Origin of the sequence: Mesorhizobium sp. M7A.F.Ca.CA.004.06.1.1 (assembly GCF_003999135.1) — a bacterium.
GTDB lineage: Bacteria > Pseudomonadota > Alphaproteobacteria > Rhizobiales > Rhizobiaceae > Mesorhizobium.
This window is the reverse complement of record NZ_RZPQ01000033.1, coordinates 1-18460: the sequence shown is the minus strand read 5'-3', so window position 1 is coordinate 18460 and position 18460 is coordinate 1. Positions and strand designations below refer to the sequence as shown.

General features: G+C 61.3%; 21 protein-coding genes. 9 read left to right on the top strand and 12 right to left on the bottom strand.

What is annotated here, in order from left to right:
* The 8 genes from EN906_RS04345 to EN906_RS04310 all read right to left on the bottom strand — a co-directional run.
* Positions 1 to 488: ABC transporter ATP-binding protein (locus tag EN906_RS04345; RefSeq protein ID WP_164777098.1), on the bottom strand; the 488-nt coding region annotated here is incomplete at its 3' end.
* The gene (locus EN906_RS04340) at positions 485 to 1285 is read right to left on the bottom strand and encodes an ABC transporter permease (RefSeq protein ID WP_127270216.1); all 801 of its coding nucleotides are present in this window, start codon (positions 1283 to 1285) and stop codon (positions 485 to 487) included. The genes EN906_RS04345 and EN906_RS04340, both read right to left, overlap by 4 nt.
* Before the next feature lies 1 nt (position 1286).
* Entirely contained in the window at positions 1287 to 2147 is an 861-nt protein-coding gene (locus EN906_RS04335; protein WP_127270214.1) for an ABC transporter permease, read from the bottom strand.
* 59 nt (positions 2148 to 2206) lie between these two features.
* Complete coding sequence (locus tag EN906_RS04330) at positions 2207 to 3211, bottom strand: ABC transporter substrate-binding protein (RefSeq protein WP_127270212.1); 1005 nt, start codon at positions 3209 to 3211, stop codon at positions 2207 to 2209.
* 58 nt (positions 3212 to 3269) lie between these two features.
* A complete protein-coding gene (locus EN906_RS04325) occupies positions 3270 to 4739 on the bottom strand; it encodes an aldehyde dehydrogenase (RefSeq protein ID WP_127272063.1) in 1470 nt (489 codons plus the stop codon).
* A gap of 10 nt (positions 4740 to 4749) precedes the next feature.
* A complete protein-coding gene (locus tag EN906_RS04320) occupies positions 4750 to 5787 on the bottom strand; it encodes an LLM class flavin-dependent oxidoreductase (protein ID WP_127268591.1) in 1038 nt (345 codons plus the stop codon).
* Complete coding sequence (locus EN906_RS38775) at positions 5784 to 7592, bottom strand: alpha/beta fold hydrolase (RefSeq protein ID WP_127268590.1); 1809 nt, start codon at positions 7590 to 7592, stop codon at positions 5784 to 5786. Before EN906_RS38775 ends, EN906_RS04320 begins: the two co-directional genes overlap by 4 nt.
* Entirely contained in the window at positions 7585 to 8172 is a 588-nt protein-coding gene (locus EN906_RS04310; protein ID WP_127268589.1) for an amino acid synthesis family protein, read from the bottom strand. Before EN906_RS04310 ends, EN906_RS38775 begins: the two co-directional genes overlap by 8 nt.
* Before the next feature lie 133 nt (positions 8173 to 8305).
* On the opposite strand from EN906_RS04310, the gene EN906_RS04305 reads away from it, so the two are divergent.
* From EN906_RS04305 to EN906_RS04290, 3 genes are all read left to right on the top strand, one after another.
* Positions 8306 to 8983, top strand: coding sequence for a GntR family transcriptional regulator (locus EN906_RS04305; protein ID WP_127268588.1), 678 nt, complete (start codon positions 8306 to 8308; stop codon positions 8981 to 8983).
* Positions 8984 to 10032: 1049 nt separating this feature from the next.
* Positions 10033 to 10242, top strand: coding sequence for a hypothetical protein (locus tag EN906_RS04295; protein ID WP_127268586.1), 210 nt, complete (start codon positions 10033 to 10035; stop codon positions 10240 to 10242).
* A 239-nt stretch (positions 10243 to 10481) separates the two neighbouring features.
* The gene (locus tag EN906_RS04290) at positions 10482 to 10799 is read left to right on the top strand and encodes a hypothetical protein (RefSeq protein ID WP_164748840.1); all 318 of its coding nucleotides are present in this window, start codon (positions 10482 to 10484) and stop codon (positions 10797 to 10799) included.
* 426 nt (positions 10800 to 11225) lie between these two features.
* Here EN906_RS04290 and EN906_RS04280 read toward each other — a convergent pair whose 3' ends face one another.
* The 3 genes from EN906_RS04280 to EN906_RS04270 form a co-directional block, all read right to left on the bottom strand.
* Entirely contained in the window at positions 11226 to 11597 is a 372-nt protein-coding gene (locus EN906_RS04280) for a nuclear transport factor 2 family protein (RefSeq protein WP_127266855.1), read from the bottom strand.
* A 106-nt stretch (positions 11598 to 11703) separates the two neighbouring features.
* Positions 11704 to 12318 (bottom strand): methyltransferase domain-containing protein, encoded by a 615-nt coding sequence (locus tag EN906_RS04275; RefSeq protein WP_127266854.1) that lies wholly within the window; start codon positions 12316 to 12318, stop codon positions 11704 to 11706.
* 181 nt (positions 12319 to 12499) lie between these two features.
* A complete protein-coding gene (locus tag EN906_RS04270) occupies positions 12500 to 12814 on the bottom strand; it encodes a YMGG-like glycine zipper-containing protein (RefSeq protein WP_127266853.1) in 315 nt (104 codons plus the stop codon).
* Between the two features lie 270 nt (positions 12815 to 13084).
* Here EN906_RS04270 and EN906_RS04265 point away from each other — a divergent pair, with 270 nt between their 5' ends.
* From EN906_RS04265 to EN906_RS04255, 3 genes are read left to right on the top strand one after another with little or no spacing between them, the layout of a single operon-like run.
* A complete protein-coding gene (locus EN906_RS04265) occupies positions 13085 to 14650 on the top strand; it encodes a recombinase family protein (protein ID WP_236383537.1) in 1566 nt (521 codons plus the stop codon).
* Complete coding sequence (locus EN906_RS04260) at positions 14650 to 15537, top strand: plasmid partitioning protein RepB C-terminal domain-containing protein (RefSeq protein WP_127266852.1); 888 nt, start codon at positions 14650 to 14652, stop codon at positions 15535 to 15537. Before EN906_RS04265 ends, EN906_RS04260 begins: the two co-directional genes overlap by 1 nt.
* Positions 15534 to 16436 carry a plasmid partitioning protein RepB C-terminal domain-containing protein gene (locus EN906_RS04255; protein WP_127266851.1) on the top strand — a complete coding sequence of 301 codons (903 nt, stop codon included), beginning with the start codon at positions 15534 to 15536 and terminating at the stop codon, positions 16434 to 16436. Before EN906_RS04260 ends, EN906_RS04255 begins: the two co-directional genes overlap by 4 nt.
* Positions 16437 to 16801: 365 nt before the next feature.
* Here the strand turns inward: EN906_RS04255 and EN906_RS37185 are convergent, their stop codons facing one another.
* A complete protein-coding gene (locus EN906_RS37185; RefSeq protein WP_164748839.1) occupies positions 16802 to 16957 on the bottom strand; it encodes a hypothetical protein in 156 nt (51 codons plus the stop codon).
* Positions 16958 to 16999: 42 nt separating this feature from the next.
* Here EN906_RS37185 and EN906_RS04245 point away from each other — a divergent pair, with 42 nt between their 5' ends.
* From EN906_RS04245 to EN906_RS04235, 3 genes are all read left to right on the top strand, one after another.
* Complete coding sequence (locus EN906_RS04245) at positions 17000 to 17224, top strand: hypothetical protein (protein ID WP_127266850.1); 225 nt, start codon at positions 17000 to 17002, stop codon at positions 17222 to 17224.
* Positions 17225 to 17390: 166 nt separating this feature from the next.
* Positions 17391 to 17471 (top strand): hypothetical protein, encoded by an 81-nt coding sequence (locus EN906_RS38935; RefSeq protein WP_306256524.1) that lies wholly within the window; start codon positions 17391 to 17393, stop codon positions 17469 to 17471.
* Between the two features lie 147 nt (positions 17472 to 17618).
* Positions 17619 to 18460: HlyD family type I secretion periplasmic adaptor subunit (locus tag EN906_RS04235; protein ID WP_245484173.1), on the top strand; the 842-nt coding region annotated here is incomplete at its 3' end.

Genomic DNA, 18460 nt, shown 5'->3' with positions numbered 1-18460 from the left:
AGCGGCTCGTCCATCAAAAGGATCGGCGGGTCGTAGGCGAGCGCGCGGGCAAGCGCCACGCGCTGCTGCTGGCCGCCAGATAGCGCGCCCGGATGGCGGTCGGCGAAGTTTTCGAGACGCACCAGCGCCAGCATGTCGGCAACCTTGCGCTTGATCTCAGCATCGTGCCGGCGGCGCACGCGCAGCGGAAAGGCGACATTCTCGGCGACGCTCAGATGCGGAAACAGCGTGTAGCGCTGGAACACCATGCCGATGTTGCGCTTGTGCGACGGCACCGAAAGCAGCGACATGTCCTCCAAAAGCACATCGCCTGAGCTCGGATCCTGGAAACCGGCAATGGCGTAGAGCGTCGTCGACTTGCCGGAGCCGGACGGGCCGAGGAACGTCAGGAATTCACCTTTAGGCACATCGATGGTCACGTCGTGGACGGCGACGAAGGCGCCGAACGTCTTTCTTAGCGCGCGTATGGACAGGAAGGACCGGGTCATCTGGATAATTTTCTGCGAAGGAGTGCGGTCACAATCATCAGGCAAAACGTCAGGCCAACCAGCAGGCTCGAGGCGGCGGCGACGACCGGGCTGAGGTCTGCGCGCAGGCTGCCCCAGATCTTAACCGGCAAGGTCTGCAAGGTCGGGCTTGCCATGAAGATCGCCACCACGACCTCATCCCACGAGGCCAGGAACGAGAAGATCGCCGCCGAGAAGATGCCGATCCTGATCGACGGCAAGGTGATCCTCAGCCGCGCCTGAAACGGACTTGCGCCGCAGACGATGGCTGCATCCTCGATGGATTTATCGAAACCTTCGAGCGCCGCGGTGATCGGGATGATGGCGAAAGGAAGCGCCAGGATGGTGTGGGCGATGACGAAGCCGACCGTGGTGCCGGCAAGGCCGATGCGCAGGAAGAAAGCATAGATGGCGATGGCGAAAACGACGACCGGCAGCACCATCGGCGTCAACAGCAATCCGCGCAGGACCTGGCGTCCGCGGAACTCCCCCCTGACCAGGCTGAAGGAGGCGAACAGGCCGATTATGACGGCCAGCATAGCGGCCATGGCGGCAATTCGGGCACTGGTCAGCGCGGCATCGATCCAGGTCGGGTCGCCCAGCAATTGCTGATACCATCTCAGCGTCCAGCCGGGTGGTGGAAAGGCCAGCCAGCGCGACGAACCGAACGACAGGAGCACGATGAAGACCACCGGCAGCAGCAGGAATGCCGCGACGGCCGCCGTGAAGCCGACAAGCGCCACCCGCAGCCATCCGAGCCGTTCATAGTCGAGCAGCATGTCAGATCCCTCCCCCGGCGCGCCTGGCACCAACCAGGCGAAGCTGGATCGCGTAGAGCGCCATGGTGACGACAAGCAGGACGAAGGCGGCCGCACTGCCGAGCCCCCAGTTGAGTAGCGACTGCACCGTCTGGGCGATCATCTCTGCCAGCATCATGTTCGATGTGCCGCCGAGCAGGGCCGGCGTGACGAAGTAGCCGAGCGACATGACGAAGACCATCAGACCGCCGGCGGCGACGCCCGGAAGAGACAGCGGCAAGAGGATGCGGCGGAAGGCCTCGAACGGGCTTGCGCCGCAAAGGGCGGCGGCGCGCAGCGTCATAGGGTCGATGGCGCGCAAAGTGCCCACCAGCGGCAGGATCATGAAGGGCAGCATGATGTAGACCATGCCGATGGTGACCCCGGCCAGATTGTTGATAAGCGGCAGCGGCTCGTGGATGATGCCGAGCCCCATCAGTGCCCGGTTGATCACCCCCGTACGCTGCAGCAGCACCATCCATGCATAGGTGCGGGTGAGAAGGTTGGTCCACATCGACAGCACGATGATGCCGAAGACGATCGATCCCATGGCCGGCGGCATGATCGCCAGCATCCAGGCAACGGGAAAGGCCATCAGGATGGTGACGGCGGTTACGACCGATGCGACCAGGAAAGTGTTGAGGAACACCCGCACATAGGTGCCGCTGCCGAACAGGGTCGCGTAGTTCTGCAGGCCCGGTTCAGGATCGGTTACGCTGCGCAGCAGCAGGGCCACCACCGGCATGATGAAGAACAGGCCAACCAGCAGCAGAGCCGGCAAGGCGCTGCCGCTGCCGGCCGGCAGGCCGGCGACTGAGCTGCGTCTGAAAGAAATTCCTTGCATCGAGCGGTCCTGTCCCGAAACGGGGCGCGCAAGCCGCGCGCCCGTCACCTGCAACGGCGTTACTTGGTCTGCCAGGCATACCAGCGCGTGGCGATCTCGTCTCGATGCTCGGCCCAGTAGTTCATGTCGAGGTTGATCTGTCCCTCAACATGGGCATCGGGGAGTGCTTTGACGGCATCGGCGGGCATCTCAGCCTTGGCCTTGGTATTGATCGGCGCATAGCCGCTCGCCTCGGCGAATTTCGCCTGGCCGGTCGGGCTGGTGGCGGCAGCGAGGAACTTCATCGCGCTGCCCTTGTTCTTGGCGCCCTTCGGCACGACGAGCACGTCGGCGGCGGTGAGGTTCTGGTTCCAGGCAACACCGACATCGGTGCCATCCTGCTGCAGGGCGAAGACGCGACCGTTCCACAACTGGCCGAAAGCGGCCTCGCCGGAGGCAATCAGCTGCTGCGATTCAGCACCGCCGCTCCACCAGACGATATCGGACTTGATGGTGTCGAGTTTCTTGAAGGCCCGGTCGAGGTCGAGCGGATAGAGCTTGTCCGCGGGCACGCCGTCGGCCAGCAGCGCGATCTCGATGACGCCGGGGGCCGACCATTTGTAGAAGGTCCGCTTGCCGGGAAATTTCTTGGTGTCGAACATGTCGGCCCAGCCGGTCGGTTCGCCCGGAACGGCGCCCTTGTTCCAAGCAAGCACGAAGGAATAGTAGAAGCTGCCGACGGCATGCTCATTGCTGAAGCGCGGGTCGAGATCGGCCTTGGGTACGACCGCATAGTCGATCGGCTCCAGCAGCCCGTCCTTGGCGGCCTTGATGGCGAAGTCCATCTCCACGTCGACCACATCCCAGGTGACGTTGCCGGCATCGACCATGGCCTTGAGCTTGCCGTAGTCGGTTGGTCCGTCTTGCAGGACCTTGATGCCGGAGCTGGCCTCGAAGAGGGCCGCCCAGGATTTCGTCTGCGCCTCTTGCGTGGTGCCACCCCAACTTGTGAAGGCCATTTCATCGGCCTTGGCAGCGGTGGCGGCGAGCAGTCCGGCCAGCAAGCCGGTCAGGATCAGTTTCATGATATTCTCCTCTGTTGGTCTGTTCTTGTTTTTCTCAGTGCACCTGCGCCCCACGCTCTCAGCGCATGACGAAGGGATCCGGGATCGGCTCGTCCGACGTCTTGATCCAGACGGATTTCGAGCGCGTGTAATCTCGGATGGCGTCGAGCCCGCCTTCGCGGCCGAGACCCGACAGGCCGTAACCGCCAAAGGGAACGAGCGGCGATACGGCGCGATAGGTGTTGACCCAGACAACACCGGCATGGATGTCACGCGCCATGCGATGCGCCTTGCCGAGATTGCTGGTGAACACGCCCGAAGCCAGGCCGAACGGCGTATCGTTGGCGAGCGCCAGTGCCTGCGCCTCGCTGTCGAAGGCAAGCACGCTGAGCACCGGCCCGAACAATTCCTCCCGCACGCAAGGCAGGTCGCTGCCGCCGGCGTCGATGATAGTCGGCGCGTAGTAGAAGCCGTCCCCGGTTGGCCGCGTTCCACCGGTGACCAGTCTGCCGCCCGCGGCAAGGCTCTCCGCGACCACCTTCTCGATCCAGTCGCGCTGGCGCAGCGTGGCGAGCGGCCCCATTTCTGTGGCCGGATCCTGTGGGTCGCCGACTCGGATCGCTTCGGCCTTGCGCCTCAGCCGTACGAGGAATTCATCTTTTACCGAGCGCTCGATCAGCAACCGTGACCCGGCGACGCAGCTCTGGCCGGTCGCGGCGAAAATGCCGGCGACCACCGCGTTGGCGGCGCTGTCGAGGTCGGCGTCGGCGAAGACGACGACCGGGCTTTTGCCGCCGAGTTCCAGAGTGGTGTAGGCAAGGTTCTCCGCCGTGTTCCTTACGATGGCGCGCGCCGTCGATGGACCGCCGGTGAAGGCGACGCGCGAAACCAGCGGATGGCTGGTCAGGCGCCGGCCGCACTCCTGGCCAAAGCCGGTGAGGATGTTGACGACGCCTGAGGGGAAGCCGGCCTGCTGGACCAGTTCGGCAAAGGCGAGCAGCGGCGCCGGGCCGTCCTCGGAAGCCTTAAGCACGATGGTGCAGCCGGCGGCGAGCGCCGGGCCGAGCTTGACGGCCGAGAGGAAGAGCTGTGAGTTCCACGGCACCACCGCGGCAACGACGCCAATCGGCTCGCGACGGATGGTGACGTCGAGATCGGGCTTGTCGATCGGCACATGCGCGCCTTCGTGCTTGTCGGCCAGTCCGCCATAATAGCGGTAGTAGTCGCCGACATAGGCGATCTGGGCGCGGGTCTCGCGGATGATCTTGCCGGTGTCTCGTGTCTCGAGCTCGGCAAGGCGCCCGGCATTGGCGGCGACGAGGTCGCCGAGCTTGACCAGCAGCTTGCCACGCGCCGTCGCCGTCATCCTTCGCCATAGGTCTGAGCGCAGTGCGCGGTGCGCCGCCTCGACGGCACGGTCGACATCGGCTTCGCTCGCCGCCGGCATCTTCGCCCAGGCCGCCCCGGTCGACGGGTCGACGCTGTCGAAAGTGGCGGACGGTTCGTCGAAGCGGCCGTCGATGAAGTTCCTGAAGAGGGCGTCGGTCATGGGCTCGCGATCAGAGGAAGGCCGGCATCACCCGGTCGATGAACAGTTGCAGCGATTTCATCTTGCGCTTGTGCGAAAGGCCGCTGTCGATCCAGATCGAATACTGGTCGTAGCCGAGCGCCTCATAGTCCTTCAGCCGGGCGATGACCTCATCGGCCTCGCCAATCACCAGGTTCTGCCTGATCTTGTCGGGCGCGTATTGTGGCATGGCCGCGATCTCGTCCGGCGTCAGCAGCTCTAAAACGCCTTGATGCACCGGCTTCTTGTTCTGGAACCAGGCGCCGAACTGGCAATAGAAAGTCGACAGGTCCTGCGTGAGGCGATCGGCGTCGGCCGCGTCTTCGGCGACGAAGGTGTGCATCAAAAGCATGATTTCCGGCCGTTCGATCTCGGGATGCGCGGCGCATGCGGCGTTGAAGCGCTGCATCAGGCTCGTCACCTCCTCGTCGCCGGAAGCCAGCGGCGTCACCTGGACCTTGCAGCCATTGGCGACAGCGAAATCGTGCGAATTCGGGTCGCGGGCCGCCACCCAGATCGGCGGGTAGGGTTTCTGCAGCGGCTTGGGCGAGGAGGTGGTCGGCGGGAATTGCCAGAACTCGCCGGAGAGTTCGAAGTCGCCGTCCCAGAGGCCGCGGATCGCCGGTATGATCTCGCGCATGCGCTGGCCGGCGCCCCAGGCGTCGAGCCCCGGGAAGATACGCTGATATTCATAGCTGTAGGCGCCGCGCGCAATGCCGATGTCGAGCCGGCCGCCACTGATGACGTCGGCCATCGCGGCTTCGCCGGCAAGCTTGATCGGATGCCAGAAGGGCGCGATCACGGTTCCAGTGCCAAGGCGGATGTGGCTGGTTTTGGCCGCGAGATAGGCGATGTTGATGAAGGGATTGGGCGAGATGGTGAATTCCATGCCGTGATGCTCGCCGATCCAGGCGGTCTCGAACCCTGCCTGTTCGGCCATCAGGACCAGCTCCTCGAGCTCGGTCACAAGCTCGGAATGCGGCTTGGCCAAGTCCGACCGTTCCATGTGCACGAAGAGCGAGAATTTCATCGCTGGTCACCTGTGGTGGGTGCTGTGGAACCGGCGGTCCTGGCGAGCGGCCGGACCTCGCCTTCGACATCGTTGCCGACATAGACGCCGAATGCATCCACTGAGCATTCCTTGACATAGCGTGCGAGCATCGAGCGGATCGCCGGATCGGCGATCTTCAACTCCTCGATCGCGTGGATCTCGACCAGCCTGATGCCGCGATCGCTGGAAGCGGGCACGTCGAACGTGCCGCGATAGTAGACATGTGTGCGCGAAACATCTCTGGCATCGTCCCAGACGGCGAAAAGGAAGCCCAGCTTGGCCTCGATGGCCCTCGCGGCAAGCACCCCTCGCAGGCTTTTCCCATCGCCAGCCGCACCCAGACCTCGACCGCGCGGCAGTTCAAAACCATCCGCCGTCTCCAGGAACAGGATTCGGCCGCCATTCTCGAGGATGGCGCCGACATCGGTGCCGGGCTGGGTGGCTGCCAGCGCGTCCTGGCTGAGGCCGGGCGCGACATACGCGCCGCGGCAATAGCCGAGCGGCTGCGCGGAATTGTGCTCGAAATCGCGGACGCGGCCAATGAGGATTGAATGATCACCGGCATTGACCAGCCGCTCCATGTCGCAGTCGAAGGATGCGACGGAGCCGTCCAGCACGGGGCTGCCCGTTCGTCCCGGTCTCCAGGCAACGGCGGCGAACTTGTCGGCCGCTTTCGAGGCGAATATGCCGGACGCTGCCTTCTGATCCTCGTTGAGGACGTTGATGGCGAAGCTTTTCGATGTCGCAAAGACAGGATGGCCAACCGCCTTATGAGCGATGCAGACCAGCACCAAAGGTGGATCGAGCGACACCGAGGTGAAGGAGTTGGCGGTGAAGCCGCGCGGCTCGCCTTCGGGCCCGATGGTGGTGACGATGGTGACGCCGGTGAGGAAGGAACCCAGCGCACGGCGGAACTCGCTGCCGTCGAACCCGGTGTTCGCCGCGGCAGCGCTGTCTTGCTCGATCGCTTCGCCTTCTTTGAGGAAGTCGACGATATGGCGCGTCGTCAGGCCGGGATCCGCCACCGCCATCATATGCCGCTCGCCTGAGAGCACTGTGCAGCGGCCATGCGGCGCCAGCCGCGCCATCGCGGCCGACATTGCCGGCGAAGAATTCCTGTCCTCGGAACCGGTCATGAACAGGGCCGGTACGGCTAGCCTCGGCAGGCGGTCAGCGTGGTCGCTGTCGGCACGAGCGAACAGGCGATAGGTGCGAGCATAACCTTCCGGGTCGACGGCACCCAGTACGGCGGCCGTCTTCCGTGCAGCCGCCTCGAGCTCGACCGGCACCGGATCTCCGAACCAACGGGCAATGGTCTGTGCCGTGCCGGTCACCCCACTCTTGCCGGTAAGCGCCACCGCGCGCTGGCGAACAGCTTCGGCCAGTTCAGGTGGCCGCCGGAACACGGCATTCAGCGAGACGATGCGGCGGACGCGCTCGGCTGCGCGTAGCGCGAGTTCCTGGGCAACGAGCGCGCCCATCGAGTGGCCGATGACGGATACTTTGTCGAGGCCGAGATGGTCGAGCAGGCGAATGGCCTGATCAGCATAGTCGGCGAGTTCTGGGTTCTGCGGCGGCAGCGGCGACTGACCGTGGCCGAGCATGTCGATGGCGATGACGTCGAAGCTATCGGACATCCGCTCGATCTGCGGCTGCCAGATCGCGGCGTTCATACCAACGCCATGAATAAAAAGCACCGGTGCGCCCGCGCCGACACGGATGAAGCCGGTGCCGTCGGGCGCCGCACCCCGTCGAGCCCATGCCGATGCGGAAGCGTCAGCCATGCACGTCCCCAAGCTCTTTGAGGTCCTGGTAGCGGTCGCCGATTCGATGATGCGGGCGGCCGCCGATCGAGGCGCCGAGCGCCACAACCAGCTCGTCGGGCGCCGGTGCATCGCCGATCTGGAAATGCACGGTGAGGTAATGCGAGCGCCGCCCTTCGTCATTTTTGTCCATCAGCGGAATGATGATCGGGGTGTTGGGCCCGCCGCGCAGATTGGTGAAGGCAAGGTAGGTCTTGGCGCTTACGGCACGCCGATAGTGGTTGCCGAAGTGCAGCGTATGGATCAACGCCGACGCATGCTCGATCTCGCCCGACGTACCGCAGATGGCGGCCTTGCCATAGCCCTCGATAGCCTCGCCGGAACCGGCGGCGGCAACGATCTCATGGGTCAGGATCTCTCCCAGCACCGGCGCACAGGCTCGGATTTGGGGCGACAGATCGTCGGTGAAGCCGCGACCGGCCCAGGGATTGGTCAGCACCGCTGCGACGCCGATAAGGCGCAGCGGCCGGGGGGCGGCCTTGCCGCCTTCGATCAGCGTGTTCTCGGTATAGGTAACGATCTTACGAATGGCGGGCTGCATGGAATTCCTTGGGTAGGTGGTGCCTCGGGACATCCAATCCCGCTATCATCTTATGGTATACCATGCTATGGAGCGCCAAGTACCTTGTCAACCGGGCATCGAATCTGTTTTCGTAGCGGCGCAGGAGGCATGCATGCCAGACGACACGCTTCGCATCGACCGCAGCTCCAAGACCTTGAGGACGCTGGCGCTGGAGCGCATGCGCGAAGCGATCATGGATTTCCATTTCCAGCCTGGCGAAAGGCTTGTCGAACGGCCGCTTTGCGACCAGCTCGGCGTCAGCCGTTCCGTCGTGCGTGAGGTACTGCGGCAGCTGGAGGCAGAGGGGCTCGTGCAGATGATCCCTGGGCATGGGCCGGCCGTCGCCAGGCCGGACCTCGGCCGTACCGACGAGATCTACGAGCTTCGGGCTCTGCTTGAAGGCATCGCGGCCCGAGCCTGTGCCCTGTCGGCCACCGGCGAGCAGTTGGCAACGCTCGAAGGGGCGCTGGCGGATTTGTTCGATGCGTGGGCGTCGGCGACGCCGCCTGCGGTGATGCGGGCGACGACCAAATTCTACGAGGCACTGTTCGAGGCCGCCGACAAGCGTGTCGCCTGGGAAATCGTCTCCGGGCTGAATGTCCGCATCAACCAGCTTCGTTCGATGACAATCGTCTCGACCAACCGCCGCGAAGCGGCGATCGCCGAGATGAACGAGATAATGGATGCGATCCGCGCACACAAGCCGGAAGCGGCGGAAGCAGCAGCGCGGCGGCATGTCGAGTCCGCCTGGAAGATCGCCCGGAACACACTACGCGTCGATTGTCCTTAGTCTCACCACCAAATTCCAACAGAGCCGATCGCCCACGAATCGGGCTGCGTGCGGAAGCTTTACCTCACCTTAAGAATGCCGCAGCAACACCCTGCTCTATCCAGAGGGTGCCTCTGGGGCTCGTCGCGTGGAGCGAGCGGTTTTCTTCGCTACTTCGATTCTCAGGAAGCTAATCACGCGGCCTCTCTTGTGTCATCGTAGCTGACAGCAGCCTTCTCGAAAGCCAGATCACTCCGTCGAGCCCAGTTCCTCTCAGCATCGAGCAGCTCATTCTCCCCACTCAAGCCGTTCATGAACAGCCTGAGTACGTGCGCAGCCGTGCGCTCTCCCGCCCGCGAAGCAACAGGTACGCCGCGCTCTTTGCAGACCGTCTCACAAACACGGGCAAGCATCACAATGTCGCTCGGTTCTAAAAATCGACCTGGATACAACATACCGTCCTCTGTTGGAAAGCTACGTGAGCCTTTGATTACGCCAGGTCACCGGCAGCAACAATCAACTATGATAGCCTCCACCTCGACTGGGTCAGAAAATTTGAGTGGCCCTTCAGACGGTCGGGCATTGCGCACTCCGGATCGGAAGGTGCACGTCGATTTGCCGCGCGCGGAACTTACCAGACTCAAAGGACTGACCCTGGCGCCGCGGCATGCCCGTCGAGGTGTTCTTCTCGACCAGCAGCCGGCTGCGGCCTCGCCGCGTTCTTAACCTGATCTACGAATCGAGCAGCCGTTGCCGCCACATGCGCGCGGCAACCGTGCTTGCTCGGCCCACAGGTGATGCTGCCGTTGACGCAGACGCGGACGAGCAGCCCGACCTCATGTGCTCGACACAGGATTTGCTAAGCGCGGGGGGCCTTTTACCCGGGGCATGTCCAAAATAGAAGTCCTCTCCGACTCAGGTCGTCCTTGACATTTTGTTCCCTTTTTGTTCACTATGGCCATATATTCGGAGTCATTGCGAATGGACACATCATGACACTCTGCCTCGCCAAAGGAGCGACTTGATGCTGCTCACTGCATCACCCGTATGCAGCGCAAGGAGGAACCGCGATGGGAACGATGTACCCGGAGGCCGATGCCAAAGCCGAACTGCACTATGAAGCCGTGAAGCTTATCGCTCGCTACGATAGCCCGCTTGAGACCGTGAAGGCGTTAATGACCTACAACTGCGAACTAGAGACTCAGATACTCGCCATAGCCCACAGGCATCCGGGGATAGTCTCCATTGGCTATGATGATACGGGCCCTGTCGTGGGATGACTGGCGTGAACGTCGCAAACTGATCCAGCCCCGCCGCCCTACGGCGACGATAGTGGGATGAATGGAACGAGACATCTGAGGAAGCTTGTGCTGACACACTCGCGGCGCTCCGCACGGCAGGGCCAGGCCGGAGGGCGAAGTTGCCCAATACTGATCGGGTGCGACTTGGTATGACGATCCCTCGCGCGACCCGTCGGCTGGTTGAATTGTCCTCGGCGTGAGAGGAGAGCTTTTTAGCCATGCATGACCTTATCGCTTTCATTCAAAGCAACTCTTCGCTGGTGGCGGCTAACCCGCTGGCCTTTGCTACGTCTGCCGCGTTGTTCGGCGGCGGCGGATTTGCCGTGGGGCGCTATTTTCTTGCGGAGCGCATTGCCAATCTGGAAAGCCGGATTGCGCGGCGCGACGAGGAGATCACGGACCTGAAGGCCAAGCAGAAAGCACCGGAGCCGGAAGGCCCTGTGCCTCTATTCGAGATGACGGAGATTCTTCCCCCTGCGCCGCTCAACTTCAACCGGCTGTTGGTCCAGCGGAAAGACACCCTCCAGGTCAAATAGTTTACTCTCCCAACACAAAGCACCAGGCTGATCGTGGTCACGGCCTTCGACGGTCATGAGACCGGCGACCTGCAAACCGGCATGGCAGCCGACTGGGCAGAGCGATACGCACTGCGAGGAGACTGGCGGCAAGCATGCTGGCGTCATTGCGTGGTCGCGCGAGGGTAACCCTTCGGTGGGTGAGTATGGCGAGCCGACAACTCTGTTTGTAGGTGGCGACGTGCCGGACATGGAATAGCGTTCGCTTGGCCTGGGAGACCAAACAGGCATGACGACATGGGTTCATCTTGGCAGCTACTTTGAATGCGTTTCGGGATTTTCGGGGTTGGCATTTCGTCGGCGAGTGCAGCGATGCAAACGCGCATCGCGTAATCCACCTGCTTTGGAATGCGGGACAACGAAAAGATCAGACAAGAGTGCCAACCCCTACTCCACGATCTTCCAGTATGAGTCCTTGCGGATCACCTTTCCGTCACGAAATGTGTAGAAATCGCAACCTCGAACTTCCTTTCTTACGCCCTCGCGGGTGGTGCCGGTGAGGGTCCATTTCGACATGCCGGTGTTGGCAGCCTCGTCCGCAAAGTGCTGCCCATTGCCATAATGCACATCGGGCAAACCCTCAAATCGTCTCGCAAGCGCGTCTCGTACGCTGCGCTTGCCCTCGAAGCGCGTTCCCCAAGGCTCGGCTCCCCTTGGCATCTCCAGAACGCAGTCGTCGGCAAAGAACGCCATGATGCGACCGAGGTCGTGCGCGTTGAAGGCCTCGCACAGCTCCGTCAATGTGGTTCGAATGTCCATTCGCGAACGCCTCCTCGAAGTCGAAGTAGGTCACTGGCGGCGGATCCGGTCAAGTGTCCAGCGAGACTCCCTGGCCGTCACCACGATGGAGCGGGACTTCCGCCACTCACGCCTTCTTCGCAAACGCCCAGACCATCAGCGGGTATTCCTCGTCATTGCTCAGATCCCGCCACAGGCCGTAGGCGCGGACGGGGCCGCCGATATGGGCCCTGGCGCAGGCCTTGTTGCCCCAGCCGTGGACCTTGACGTTGGCTTCCGCGAAGCCGCCCTCGACCATCAGCTGCTTGAGGCCGGCCGGGGTCCATCGGTTGTAGTCGTGCGGCCTGGCGTGGACGCGAAACAGGAAAGGTGTTGCCACCATCGCCCAGCCGCCGGGCCGGGTCATGGCGTGGATGTTTTGCACTGCCGCGTGCGGCCGCCGCACATGTTCCAGCACCTGGTCGGCGATGACGATCGAATATTGCTCGTCGGTGCGATCCCTGCAGATGTCGAAGGCGGGGAAATCGACCGAGCGGTAATTGGGGCACATTGCCCGCCAATAGCGGTTCCAGCCGGGCGAGATCTCGATCACGTCGGCGGCCTTGCGGTTGCCGGCTTCGAGAAAGAGCGTGAACGCCTCGATCTGGCGGATACGCAGCCAGTTGCGCGAATCATAGCCAAGCAGCCGCTTGGCTGCCTGTTTGCCACGATTCTTCAGGGTGCCGGCAAGGCTCTCAGTCATAACGACCTCCAGAAACCCGCCGTCCTTGCTGGTAGCACTATGTTATGGGCAAAAGATGACAACGTAGCGCCGCCGCCGGCGGCGCGATCAGAAAAAATGTACGAGCAGGGCCACCGCCCCACAGTAGAGCTTCTGTTCCCATTGCCCACTTAGGATAAGGGATGGGCAGACTACCCTCTGCTTAATAATCGCCGTTGTAGTACCTGTCGTCGCACGGCGCCGTGTAGATGCGGCCGCGGCGGTCCTGGTAGCGGCACATCTGTTCGCCGCGCCGTTGCGGCGTAGTGGCCGAGCCGACGACGGCGCCGAGCAGGGCGCCGCCGGCGGCGCCGATGAGCGTGCTTTCGGTGTTGCCACCGATGGCCTGACCGACAAGGGCGCCGCCGGCGCCGCCGATCAGAGCGCCAGTTCCGGCCCGCTGCTGGCCTTCGGTCTGCGCGCACCCTGCCAGTGCTGCGGTCATCAGCACGGCGGCTATGACTTTGTGAAAGTTCATGTGAAGTCTCCCTTGAAGGCCTGAAATCCCTATGGTTCGTCCCGTGCGGCCGCAATGCGGCGGAACGGGGGCACGAGCCCTCACGATAAAAGACATGGTTTCTCGGGTGTTGATAGAAGCCCTGCCTGCTATTTTCCGAGCTTCTCGTTTTTATGGCGACAAGTCTCATTCGATACAAAGTGTCGATCAATGTGTAACGGGATTGAAGCCTCATACCGCTAGCGTTGCCGGTTCAAGCGGACGTTCAATCTGCCTTGTAGGCGTTGAAGGATGGAACAGGCGCACACAGTCCGTCGACCTGCTGTAGACGCACAGCGCGTGCGCGCAGCTCAATACGTGCGAATGTCCACTGACCACCAGAGCTACTCGATCGACAATCAGAAGGATGCAATCCGTGAATTCGCGGATGCGATGAACTACGACATTGTGGCCACATACGAGGACCCCGGTCGCAGCGGCTTGAACCTTGAAGGTCGCGCCGGCCTGCAAAGGCTGTTGGCGGATGTCGAAACGAAGAACGCGGATTTCGAAATCGTCATCGTCTACGACGTGAGTCGCTGGGGGCGATTCCCGAACCCCGATGAGAGTGCGTCGTACGAGTATCGGTGTCGCGTTGCCGGCGTGCGAATTGAATATTGTGGCGAACAGTTTACCAACGATGGCAGCATCGGATCAGACCTGCTCAAGGCGATAAAGCGCACGATGGCGGCCGAGCACAGTCGGGTGTTGTCGGTCAAGGTGTTTGCCGGCCAGTGCAGGCTCATTCAAATGGGATACCGGCAGGGAGGGTCGTCCGGCCTGGGCCTGAGGCGCCGGCTCATCGACCAGCATGGGCGCACAAAGACCATGCTCGCTCTCAAAGAGTACAAGAGCCTCCAGACGGATCGGGTCATCCTCGTGCCTGGACCACCTGATGAAATCGCGACGGTGCGCTGGATCTATGATGAATACGTGATGGCTGGTCGGACCGAGCTGCAGATTGCGCGGTCGTTGAATGCCAAGGGAGTGGTCACCGATCTCAATCGATCGTGGAAACGCGAATCCATTCATCAAATACTCAGCAACGAAAAATACGTGGGCAACAACGTCTGGAATCGGCAGTCTTTCAAACTCAAGCAAAGGAAGGTGACCAACGATACGACCCGATTGGTCCGCGCCGACGGCGCCTTTGAACCCATTGTGGACCGCAAGCTTTTCGACCGGGCTCAAGCCATAGCCGACGCCCGCTCATCTAAGATGAGCAACGATCAGATGTTGGTTGTGCTCGCCCAACTTCTGAAGAGGCGCGGTACCCTTTCAGGCCCGATGATTGACGCGGCGGCTGACTGTCCGCCGAGCAGCCGCTACAGGAAAAAATTCGGCAGTCTGCTGCGAGCCTACAAGCTCGTTGGATACGATCCGTCTCAGAACTATCGGTTTCTTGATATCAGAAGGCGGCTTCGTGAGGTCTTCGAAGAAGTCGTCCAAACGACAATAGCGACCATCGAGCGGGCGGGCGGATCTGCGGTGCGTCAGAGTGCTCTCGGCGTGCTTCGCGTCAACGATGAATTCACCGTAGCCATTGCGATGGGTCGCTGTCGGGCCACGCCATATGGCTATCCTCATTGGGTGGCCTCTGCGGAACGGGGTACCGCTGCGGACGTGAAAGTGGCCATCCGCATGAGCCCGGATAACCAGACGATCCTCGACTATCTGATAGCGCCAGCAAATGAGATTGGCGGGAAGCCCTTAAACTGCGCCTTGAACAAAAGGCTGGAATTCAACACTTTCTTCTACAAATCGCTGGATCCGCTGTTCGCCTTGGCCGAACGCGACGCCATCTCGGCCGCTCGCTGATGGTCACCGCCAACAGACCAATCTCGCTCCTGCGCCTGGACGCGATCAAGATCACCAACCCGCGTGCGCGAGGCAAAAAGTCCTTCCAGGACATTGTCGACAGCATCAAGAGCGTCGGCCTGAAGCGTCCCATCACGGTGACCACGAGGAATGTCGACGAAAGCGCTTTCACGCACGACCTGGTGTGCGGCCAGGGGCGGATCGAGGCCTTCAGGTTGCTTGGCCAGACCGAGATTCCCGCGTTTGTGATAGAGGCAACCAAGGCCGAGGCGCTGGTCAAAGGCTTGGTGGAAAATTGTGCTCGCCGGTATCATACCGCTTATGACCTGCTTCGCGACATCGGTCGGCTGAAAGAAAGCGGCTATTCCGACGTCGACATTGCAGCAAAGATCGGTCTTTCGACCGAATATGTCAGAGGGGTTGCACGCCTCCTGTCGCAAGGCGAACAGCGCCTTCTGCGGGCGGTCGACTCCGGCCAGATCCCGCTGTCGGTAGCAGTCGATATTTCCACCGCCGACGAGCCAGGGATTCAGGCCGTTCTTCAGCTTGCCTATCAAGAGAACCAACTGCGCGGTCATAAGCTTGTGATAGCGCGACGCCTGATTGAGAACCGCCGCAGGCGGGGGAAAGGCCTGGGAACGTTCCTGCCAGATCGCAGGAAGAATCCTTCAGCATCAGCGTTGATCAAGGCGTTCAAAGCGGACACGGACAGGAAACGCATTCTGGTCCGCAAAGCGGATGCAACGCGAAACCGCCTGCTGTTTGTCACCCACGCCTTGCGGCAACTCATGGCAGAAGAGGCATTCCAGGATCTTCTTGCGGCGGAAGGACTGAACACCCTCCCACGAAACCTGGCGGCCCGGATCAGCAGAGTTGAGCCCGCATGACCGCAAAGCGTCCTACCGTTCCAGACATAAAATTCGCTTTTGAGCGCGCTACTATTTGCCTTCGTCTTGAAGACATCCAGCCGCTTCACCTGTTCACCGAAAGCGCCAGGGAAACTCCGAAATATCAACAGGTCAGGTCGTCCGTTCGCGAGATCGGGCTTGTGGAATTGCCCGTGGTTGCAAAGGACAAGGACACGCCGGGAAAGTACCTCTTGGTCGACGGCCACATGCGCATCGAGATATTGCGGGAGATGGGCGACACTGAGGTTGATTGTTTGGTCGCCAACGATGACGAGGCATTCACCTACAACAAACGGGTAAGCCGGCTGGCGACGATCCAGGAACACTTCATGATCCTGAAGGCCATCGACAGCGGCGTCCCGGAAGAGACCATCGCGAGAACCCTCAATGTCAACATCGGCCAAATCAGGCTTAAAAAACATCTGCTGAAAGGGATATGCCCGGAAGCGATCGACATGCTCAAGGACCGCTTCGTTCCGACCAACACGTTCATCGAACTGCGAAAGCTGGCAGCCGTGCGCCAGATCGAGGCGGCGCAACTGATGATCGCCATGAACAAGTTCTCGATCAACTACGCAAAATCCCTGGTCGGCGCGACCCCGCCCTCCCAGCTTGCCGATACGTCGCAGCCGAAAAAGCTAGCCGGACTGAGCGATGCGCAGATCGCATTGATGGAAAACGAATCAACCAAACTCGATAAGGAATACCAGCTTGTCGAGGAGAGCTATGGATCCGACCACCTGGATCTGGTGGTGGCCAGGGGGTATCTCTGCCGGTTGCTGGAGAACGCCCGTGTCGTTCGATATCTCGCGCAGAGTTTCCCGGAGATTCTTTCCGAATTTCAGAAAATGACCACTTCTGCCCAAATGCCTGTCTAATTTCTGCGAAGAGGCACTACCACTGACAACGTCAGCAATCCGCCCGACCTGGGGATGATGCCTTGCCGCTTGTTTTCCAAAAGGGTCGTGGTAAGGGCCTCGGCTCGGGGCGCACGCCCTGATGACCGGGCGTGCCATTCGACGGCAACTACTTGCAGCCCGTGTGGCCATCTCAATCGAGGATGCCCGGCCTTTCTCAGATTCGCCAGGAGTCTGCAGGGGCATCATTGTAGCTGATAGATGACTGCTCGGCCGTCGAGGGTCGCGACTTTGCCGATGCTCGTCCGCAGTGTTTCGTCCCGCACCCGCTGAACTATCTCGGATAGCTGGGCACGATTGGACCAGCCTGTGCTGATACTAGAGGTCTAATTGTATCCGAGCAGGTGACGCAATCCGACAATCGGCAGATAGACGGTCCAAATCATGCCGATGGCGGCGGCAACTCCAAGGCCAATCGCGGGAGCCCAAGCCTTCCATTGCATCTGGAGCCGCGCTGCTAATTCGGTCAAACTCCCTTCCATGGACGAATTCTCCCCAAATTTGATTCGAGAGGCGAAAGTACCATGAACGCCAAGACTGCCGCGCTTGCAATCGCCGCAACCGTTTGCATCGCTGGTTTCGCCTATTCCAGCGGTCATAAGGCCGGTCGTGTTTCTCAACTGAAGGACACCGTCACGGCCTACAACCGCCGCATGGGGATCGATGACAACGCAAACAGCCTCGGCCGCGTCGATCTCTGCCTGGAGCTTGGTGGCCTACTCGATGAGTGCGAGCGGCTAGACCGCTGATTTGCTCAACCGACTGATTTTTCCGCCCTCCTAACTTCACTGCCAAACTTAACAATTGCCCATCAGGCGGAAGGTACTAGCCATGACAGCCACTTTGCGCGGGCGCTTGCGCGCGTTTGAAATCTGACTCTGGTCAGACAATCCGTCCGATCCGGGCGGCGCGACCATGAAGGGTGTTACGCTGGCGAATTTCCGCCGCTATTTGAAAGCCGATGCCACAAGACGACCTGAAGAAGATCACCGATGACCAGGTGACGACGGTCCGATGCCTGACCATGTGAACGTCCGATCCACTGGCAACGCGCTGGATTGAAGCTCCTCCGAATGGTCATCAGCAGCAAAGTGTTCCCGCCATTTCAGCAGAAGCAACAAAACATCCGTGCAGCGCGCCTCGATGGCCGGCGCCAGACAGATCCTCGAGCGGCGGATTGCCGAGCTCGAGGAGCAGATCCAGGGCAAGCAGGCCCGGGTCCAATCCTACCAGGCCCAGATGCAATCGACCATCGACGAGAAGGCCAGCCTGTCAAAGCTGCTCAAGGCTGGATTGACCACCCGCCCGCGCATTCTGGAATTGGAACGATCGGCCTCGGATCTGCAGGGCCTAATCGACGAGAACCTCGGCGCTATAGCCGGCAGCCAACAGAGCAAAGCCGAACTCAACGGGCAGATCGCCCAATTGACCTATGAGCGCCGAGCCAAACTATCAGCCATGCTGATCGATACGCAATCGAACCTTGCCGACCTTGTGCCCAAGATGTTTGCCGCCCAGGCTGCCATGGACCGAGCCGAAGTGCGCGCGCCTTATGACGGCCAGGTGATGGATCTCAGCGTCTTCTCGATCGGCGCGATCGTTTCGCCGGGCCAGACTATCCTCGATATCGTTCCGACCGAAAATTCGCTGGTCGTCCAGGCTCAGATTCGCGTCGAGGACATATCGAACCTGCGACCCGGTATGGCTGCCGAAGTTCGTTTCACATCCTACAAACAGCGCTCAATACCCATAGTTCATGGTCGCGTCACCCGCATTTCGGCGGATCGCATTACCGACAGCAAGACCGGGTTTCCCTACTATCTTGCCGACGTAGCAGTCGACCCGGTGGAATTGGCTGCAGCCCCACAGATTGCGCTTTATCCGGGCATGCCGGCGTCAGTCATGATCGTCACCGAGGAACGCACCGCGCTCGACTATGTGCTAGGTCCGTTGGTTGTGTCGTTCCACTCCGCCTTTCGCCAGAA

Coding starts and splice junctions, on each gene's coding strand:
- EN906_RS04340 (WP_127270216.1), bottom strand. CDS start 1,285: ATGCTGCTCGACTATGAACGGCTCGGATGGCTGCGGGTGGCGCTTGTC.
- EN906_RS04335 (WP_127270214.1), bottom strand. CDS start 2,147: ATGCAAGGAATTTCTTTCAGACGCAGCTCAGTCGCCGGCCTGCCGGCC.
- EN906_RS04330 (WP_127270212.1), bottom strand. CDS start 3,211: ATGAAACTGATCCTGACCGGCTTGCTGGCCGGACTGCTCGCCGCCACC.
- EN906_RS04325 (WP_127272063.1), bottom strand. CDS start 4,739: ATGACCGACGCCCTCTTCAGGAACTTCATCGACGGCCGCTTCGACGAA.
- EN906_RS04320 (WP_127268591.1), bottom strand. CDS start 5,787: ATGAAATTCTCGCTCTTCGTGCACATGGAACGGTCGGACTTGGCCAAG.
- EN906_RS38775 (WP_127268590.1), bottom strand. CDS start 7,592: ATGGCTGACGCTTCCGCATCGGCATGGGCTCGACGGGGTGCGGCGCCC.
- EN906_RS04310 (WP_127268589.1), bottom strand. CDS start 8,172: ATGCAGCCCGCCATTCGTAAGATCGTTACCTATACCGAGAACACGCTG.
- EN906_RS04305 (WP_127268588.1), top strand. CDS start 8,306: ATGCCAGACGACACGCTTCGCATCGACCGCAGCTCCAAGACCTTGAGG.
- EN906_RS04295 (WP_127268586.1), top strand. CDS start 10,033: ATGGGAACGATGTACCCGGAGGCCGATGCCAAAGCCGAACTGCACTAT.
- EN906_RS04290 (WP_164748840.1), top strand. CDS start 10,482: ATGCATGACCTTATCGCTTTCATTCAAAGCAACTCTTCGCTGGTGGCG.
- EN906_RS04280 (WP_127266855.1), bottom strand. CDS start 11,597: ATGGACATTCGAACCACATTGACGGAGCTGTGCGAGGCCTTCAACGCG.
- EN906_RS04275 (WP_127266854.1), bottom strand. CDS start 12,318: ATGACTGAGAGCCTTGCCGGCACCCTGAAGAATCGTGGCAAACAGGCA.
- EN906_RS04270 (WP_127266853.1), bottom strand. CDS start 12,814: ATGAACTTTCACAAAGTCATAGCCGCCGTGCTGATGACCGCAGCACTG.
- EN906_RS04265 (WP_236383537.1), top strand. CDS start 13,085: ATGGAACAGGCGCACACAGTCCGTCGACCTGCTGTAGACGCACAGCGC.
- EN906_RS04260 (WP_127266852.1), top strand. CDS start 14,650: ATGGTCACCGCCAACAGACCAATCTCGCTCCTGCGCCTGGACGCGATC.
- EN906_RS04255 (WP_127266851.1), top strand. CDS start 15,534: ATGACCGCAAAGCGTCCTACCGTTCCAGACATAAAATTCGCTTTTGAG.
- EN906_RS37185 (WP_164748839.1), bottom strand. CDS start 16,957: ATGGAAGGGAGTTTGACCGAATTAGCAGCGCGGCTCCAGATGCAATGG.
- EN906_RS04245 (WP_127266850.1), top strand. CDS start 17,000: ATGAACGCCAAGACTGCCGCGCTTGCAATCGCCGCAACCGTTTGCATC.
- EN906_RS38935 (WP_306256524.1), top strand. CDS start 17,391: ATGAAGGGTGTTACGCTGGCGAATTTCCGCCGCTATTTGAAAGCCGAT.